At 60.2% G+C, this 5570-nt stretch carries 8 protein-coding genes; all 8 read left to right on the top strand.

Annotated elements, in window-relative coordinates; genetic code table 11:
- Positions 1–425: ACP S-malonyltransferase (locus Q0063_RS14155; protein WP_367180391.1), on the top strand; the 425-nt coding region annotated here is incomplete at its 5' end.
- A 5-nt stretch (positions 426–430) separates the two neighbouring features.
- Complete coding sequence (gene fabG, locus Q0063_RS14160; RefSeq protein ID WP_297872608.1) at positions 431–1174, top strand: 3-oxoacyl-[acyl-carrier-protein] reductase; 744 nt, start codon at positions 431–433, stop codon at positions 1172–1174.
- Between the two features lie 136 nt (positions 1175–1310).
- On the top strand, positions 1311–2552 hold the full coding sequence (fabF, locus tag Q0063_RS14165; protein ID WP_297872609.1) for a beta-ketoacyl-ACP synthase II: 1242 nt from the start codon (positions 1311–1313) through the stop codon (positions 2550–2552).
- A 2-nt stretch (positions 2553–2554) separates the two neighbouring features.
- Positions 2555–2998 (top strand): 3-hydroxyacyl-ACP dehydratase FabZ, encoded by a 444-nt coding sequence (gene fabZ / locus Q0063_RS14170; protein WP_367180392.1) that lies wholly within the window; start codon positions 2555–2557, stop codon positions 2996–2998.
- 209 nt (positions 2999–3207) lie between these two features.
- Positions 3208–3666: a MarR family winged helix-turn-helix transcriptional regulator gene (locus Q0063_RS14175; protein ID WP_297872610.1), complete on the top strand. Its 459-nt coding sequence runs from the start codon at positions 3208–3210 to the stop codon at positions 3664–3666.
- Between the two features lie 590 nt (positions 3667–4256).
- On the top strand, positions 4257–4781 hold the full coding sequence (gene infC / locus Q0063_RS14180) for a translation initiation factor IF-3 (RefSeq protein ID WP_297872611.1): 525 nt from the start codon (positions 4257–4259) through the stop codon (positions 4779–4781).
- A 68-nt stretch (positions 4782–4849) separates the two neighbouring features.
- Entirely contained in the window at positions 4850–5047 is a 198-nt protein-coding gene (gene rpmI / locus Q0063_RS14185; protein WP_295753651.1) for a 50S ribosomal protein L35, read from the top strand.
- Positions 5048–5080: 33 nt separating this feature from the next.
- The gene (gene rplT, locus Q0063_RS14190; protein ID WP_297872612.1) at positions 5081–5431 is read left to right on the top strand and encodes a 50S ribosomal protein L20; all 351 of its coding nucleotides are present in this window, start codon (positions 5081–5083) and stop codon (positions 5429–5431) included.
- Positions 5432–5570: the final 139 nt, after the last annotated feature.

Consider the following 5570-nt stretch of genomic DNA (forward strand, 5'->3'; position numbering starts at 1 on the left):
GCGGCCCCTTCCATACGCCTCTGATGGCCCCGGCGGGGGAGGCCCTCCGGACGTATTTCAGAGACGTCACATTCCAGGAGGCGCGGATTCCCGTCTTCTTCAACTGCCTGGGCGACTCTGCCGCGGGCCCCAAAACCGACGTTCCCCAGCTGCTGGTCCGCCAGGTCCAGAGCAGCGTCTATATGGAGCAGTGCATCCGGAATATGGCCGTGGGTCCCATCAAGGTGGACGCGCTGGTGGAGATTGGTCCCGGCAAGGCCCTCAGCGGCTTTGCCAAAAAGACCGTGCCGGAGACCCCGGTCTGCGCCGTGGAGACGGCGGCGGACGTGGAGGGTCTGACGGACGCGCTGAAAAGGGAACTGGATAAAAAGGAAGCGGAGAAGGACGGGAAGACGGCGGCCGCCAAGAGGGCGCAGGAGGAATAAGGAATATGGATTTTACAGGAAAAACCGCCATTGTCACCGGCGGAAGCCGGGGCATTGGCCGGGCGGTGTGTCTGGAGCTGGCGAAGGGCGGGGCCAACGTGGTCCTGTGCTACGCCGGAAACGAGGCGGCGGCCCAGGAGACCGTCCGGGCTGTGGAAGCCCTGGGGGCCAAGGCTCTGGCGGTGCACTGCGACGTGTCGGACAGCGCACAGGTGAATGGTCTGACCGGTGCGGCCACGGCGGCTTTCGGCCAGATTGACATTCTGGTGAACAACGCCGGCATCACACGGGACAATTTGCTGATGCGCATGAGCGAGGCGGAGTTTGACGCGGTGATTGCCGCCAATCTCAAGGGGGCCTTCCTCTGCATGAAGGCCGTTTCCCGGCTGATGCTGAAGCAGCGCTATGGCCGCATCGTGAATCTCAGCAGCGTGGTGGGACTCCGGGGCAACGCCGGACAGGTAAACTACGCCGCCAGCAAGGCCGGCGTCATCGGCATGACGAAGTCCCTGGCCAAGGAGCTGGCGGCCCGGGGCGTCACCGTAAACGCCGTGGCTCCCGGCTTCATTGAGACGGATATGACCGCCGTTCTCTCCGACGCCGCCCGCGCCGCCGCCCAGGGAGGCATCCCCATGGGCCGCCTGGGCGCGCCGGAAGACGTGGCAAAGGCCGTGGCCTTCCTGGCGAGCGATGAGACCGCCTATATCACCGGCCAGGTGCTGGCGGTGGACGGCGGAATGGCAATGTAAGCAAATGAGGAATTAGGAGTTAGGAATTAGGAGTTAGAAATTAGGAATGCTGTCAAGCTCCACTGTAATTCCTAATTCCTCATTCCAAATTCCTAATTGAAAGCGGATTCCTGAATGAAGGAGGAAGATTATCATTATGGAACGACGGAGAGTTGTCATCACCGGCCTGGGGGCGGTTACCCCCATCGGACTGACCGCCGGGGAGAGCTGGCGGGCCGTGCGGGAAGGGAAGTGCGGCGTTGCGCCCATTACCCTGTTTGACCCGGCGGACATGAAGGTCCAGCTGGCCGCCGAGGTGAAGGGCTTTGACCCGGAGGCCTATTTCAGCAAGGCTGAGGCCAAGCGCATGGGCCGTTTTACCCAGTTTGCCGCCGCCGCCGCCAAAGAGGCGCTGGAGGACGGCGGATTCCAAAAGGAAAACGCCGACCTGGACCGCTGCGGCGTCATTGTCTCCAGCGGCATCGGCGGCATCGCCATCACGGAGGAAGAGCACGACAAGGGAAAGGAAAAGGGCTGGGACCGGGTATCCCCCTTCTATATTCCCATGGGCATCTGCAACATGGCGGCAGGGCGCATTGCCATTGACGCGGGCTTCCGGGGAATGTGCACCTGCCCCGTTACCGCCTGCGCCGGAGGCACCAACGCCGTGGGCGACGCCTTTCACTATATCCGGGACGGCTATGCCGACGTGATGCTCTGCGGCGGCACCGAGGCGGCCCTGACGCCCCTGGCCGTGGGCGGGTTTACCTCAATGCGGGCCCTGTCCCAGAGCACAGACCCGGCCCGGGCCTCCATTCCTTTTGACGCGGAGCGGGGCGGCTTCGTCATGGGCGAGGGCGCGGGAATCCTGCTGCTGGAGAGTCTGGAGCACGCCCTGGCCCGGAAGGCGGATATTTACGCGGAGATTGTGGGCTACGGCGCCACCTGCGACGCCTATCACATGACGGCCCCCCTGCCCGACGGCAGCGGCGGAGCCAAGGCCATGGCGCAGGCTCTGGCGGACGGCGGTGTGGAGCCGGAGGCGGTGGACTACATCAACGCCCATGGCACGTCCACCCACCTGAACGACGCAGGGGAGACCGCCGCAGTCAAGACGGTCTTCGGCCCTCACGCCTATCAGCTGGCTATAAGCTCCACCAAGTCCATGACCGGTCATATGCTGGGGGCGGCCGGAGCCGTGGAGGCCATTTTTACCGCCATGGCCCTGAAGGACGGCTTCATTCCTGCCACCATCCACTACCGGACGCCGGACCCGGAATGCGACCTGGACATCGTGCCCAACCAGGGCCGGACGGCGGATATCCGCTGCGCCCTGTCCAATTCCCTGGGCTTCGGCGGGCACAACGGCAGTCTGCTGTTCAGAAAATGGGAGGGCTGAGCATGGGTATGCAGTATGATTCCAACGAGATCGCCGGGATTCTGCCTCACCGCTATCCCTTTGCCCTGGTGGACAAAATTGTGGACGGCGAACCGGGGCAGTGGGCGAAGGGCGTGAAGTGCGTCACGGTCAACGAGCCCTTTTTCCAGGGCCATTTCCCGGGGAAACACGTGATGCCCGGCGTGCTGCTCATCGAGGCTATGGCCCAGGTGGGCGGCGTGGCCATTCTGGCCCTGCCGGAGAACCGGGGGAAGCTGGCCTTCCTGGGCCGGGTGAAGGACGCCCGGTTTAAGCGCCAGGTAGTCCCCGGGGATGTGGTGGAGATGGAATGCCGCCTTACCCGCCGCCGGGGTCCCATCGGCGTGGGGGAGTGCACGGCCACGGTAAACGGGGAGATTGTTGTAACGGCGGAGATTACCTTTGCCATCTCCTCCGCGGAAGCGTGACGGGAGAACAGAGCCTGCTTCCCCCCAGGCCGCGTCCCGAGGAGCCAAAGAGGCGGATAAACACGGAAATTTTACGCCTGCGGCCGGAAAACGGTCAGGCCGAAAGGGAAAAATTTTCAAAGGGAGAAAGACAGTTGCCGTTTTTCCGCGAGAATGGTATACTAATGTCGAATCAAGTTCAACGCGGTCGCGGAGAGGCGGGAAAGAAGATGCTGCATCAGGCGTTTGTGAAGGTGTATACAAAATTCAAGCTTCATTTCTATCAGGAGATTTTCCGCCGCTTTCAGGACCGGGAGGCCAGCCTGACCACCATGGAGACCTTCTGCATGGAGTCCATTCAGGCGCTGGGCAGCCCTACGGTGAATGAATTCGCCAGCTTCATGCGGATTTCGCCGCCCAACGCCGCCTATAAGGTGAACAGCCTGGTGAAGAAGGGCTATATCCGCAAGGTCCAGTCTCCCGACGACCGGCGGGAGTATCATCTGGAGTTGACCCAGAAGTATATCGACTATTATAATATCTCCAGCGACTATCTGGTTACGGTGATGGAACGGGTGGCTTCCCGTTTTTCCCCGGAGGACTGCGCCCGGCTGGAACGGATGCTGGTCATCGTCAGCCGGGAACTGATGCCGGAGGTGCGGCTGCCGAAAGAGGCGGCGGAGGAATGAGCGCCCGGGTTTCTGCCGGACAGGCGGACGCCGGAACGGAACCGGCGGGATATGGACGCACCGGGCGTTTGCCCCGGGGACGCCGGAATTTTCCGTCTGTCCTTTGCTCTCCGGCCGCTGAAGACAGGCCATGAAACGAAAACAGCGCGGCGGGCTCACAGGCCTGCCGCGCTGTCTTCAGGAAAAGGAAGCCGCGCTTACTTGCGGTTTTCCTTCTGGTTGCGCTCTTTCTGCTGGTTCTGCTGACTCTGTTCGCGCTGGTTCTGTTCACGGTTCTGGCTGTCGCGGTTCTGCATACGGACACCCCCTTTCGACTCTCGTGAGTACAGGGCTTATTCTTGCCGGACGGCAGGGAAATTATGCAGGGAATCAAAAAATCAAGGAAAAACTTCCGAATCTCCTTGACAAGCGTGGAAGAGGCTGGTATACTAATCAGGCAAAACAAAGAAGGCCGATTGCATCCGCCTCACCTCCAGCGCTTCAGCGAAGAGGTTCAAAAAGCACACGTCAGACTGCCGGGGAAGGCGGTTTGCTGTTGCGCGGATGCCCTCGGGGCGTCCGCGTTTTGTGATTTTTAGGATGGAGGTGCTTTGACCATTAGTAAGCAAGTGCATGAACTGAATGAGGCGATCAGCGACAAGGAGATCCGTCTGATTGGCCCCGCCGGCGAGCAATTGGGCATCATGGCCCCGGCTCAGGCGCTGCGGATTGCCGAGGAGCAGAGCTTGGATCTGGTCAAGATCTCACCCCAGGCGTCGCCCCCGGTCTGCAAGCTGATGAACTACGGCAAGTTCCGGTTTGAGCAGAGCAAGCGGGAGAAGGAAGCCCGGAAGAACCAGCATGTGGTGGAGATCAAGGAGATTCGGATGTCCCCGGGCATTGACATCGGGGATTTCAATACGAAGCTCCGGAACGCGCAGAAGTTCATTGCCGACGGTAACCGGGTCAAGGTCTCCGTCCGCTTCCGCGGCCGGGAGATGGCGCATACCGACATCGGCCGGGATCTTCTGACCCGTTTTGCCGAGCAGTGCGCCGAGGTCGCCAATCTGGACCGTCCCGCCAAGCTGGAAGGCCGGATGATGTCCATTTTCCTCTCGCCCAAGACCGGCAAGTGACGCCGGACGTATCCCGTTTTCGGAACGAACGCAAATGATATTTCAACAACACGGAAGGAGCTATTGTCATGCCGAAACTGAAAACCCACAGCGGCGCCAAAAAGAGATTTAACCTCACCAAGACCGGCAAAGTCAAGCGCGCCAAAGCCTTTAAAAGTCACATCCTGACCAAGAAAGACACCAAGCGGACCCGCCGCCTCCGGACCGGCGGCTATGCCGACGCCACCAACGTGGACGCCATCCGCAAGATGATCCCCTACAAGTAAGGGCTATACTTTTAGAATAGGAGGCTTTTATCAATGGCTAGAGTCAAAGGCGCAATGATGACGCGCAAAAGAAGAAATAAAATCCTGAAGCTGGCGAAAGGCTATTGGGGTTCCAAGTCCAAGCATTTCCGGGTAGCCAACCAGGCTGTTATGAAGTCCCTGAGCTATGCCTACACCGGCCGCAAGCTGAAGAAGCGTGACTTCCGCTCCCTGTGGATCACCCGCATTTCCGCCGCCTGCAAGCTCAACGGAATGAACTATTCCACCTTTATGCACGGCCTGAAGACTGCCGGCGTGGAGATCAACAGGAAGATGCTGGCGGAGCTGGCCATCAGCGACGCCGCCGCCTTCACCCAGCTCACCGAGATTGCCAAGAAGGCCTGAGAACTGAAAAAACTGAAAAAGCAGAAAAGGACTTCGGAATGCGTGTTCTGGAGTCTTTTTTCTTGCCTTGAGGGAAAATATCTGTTATAGTCACCGCAGTTGAAAAGAAGCATCCGCTTCTTTTCAACAAGTGCGGCGA

This window comes from uncultured Oscillibacter sp. (genome assembly GCF_947654275.1).
Lineage (GTDB): Bacteria > Bacillota > Clostridia > Oscillospirales > Oscillospiraceae > Oscillibacter.

What these genes read in the sequence shown, in the direction of transcription:
- fabG (WP_297872608.1), top strand. Translation starts at nt 431, where the DNA reads ATGGATTTTACAGGAAAAACCGCCATTGTCACCGGCGGAAGCCGGGGC.
- fabF (WP_297872609.1), top strand. Translation starts at nt 1,311, where the DNA reads ATGGAACGACGGAGAGTTGTCATCACCGGCCTGGGGGCGGTTACCCCC.
- fabZ (WP_367180392.1), top strand. Translation starts at nt 2,555, where the DNA reads ATGGGTATGCAGTATGATTCCAACGAGATCGCCGGGATTCTGCCTCAC.
- Q0063_RS14175 (WP_297872610.1), top strand. Translation starts at nt 3,208, where the DNA reads ATGCTGCATCAGGCGTTTGTGAAGGTGTATACAAAATTCAAGCTTCAT.
- rpmI (WP_295753651.1), top strand. Translation starts at nt 4,850, where the DNA reads ATGCCGAAACTGAAAACCCACAGCGGCGCCAAAAAGAGATTTAACCTC.
- rplT (WP_297872612.1), top strand. Translation starts at nt 5,081, where the DNA reads ATGGCTAGAGTCAAAGGCGCAATGATGACGCGCAAAAGAAGAAATAAA.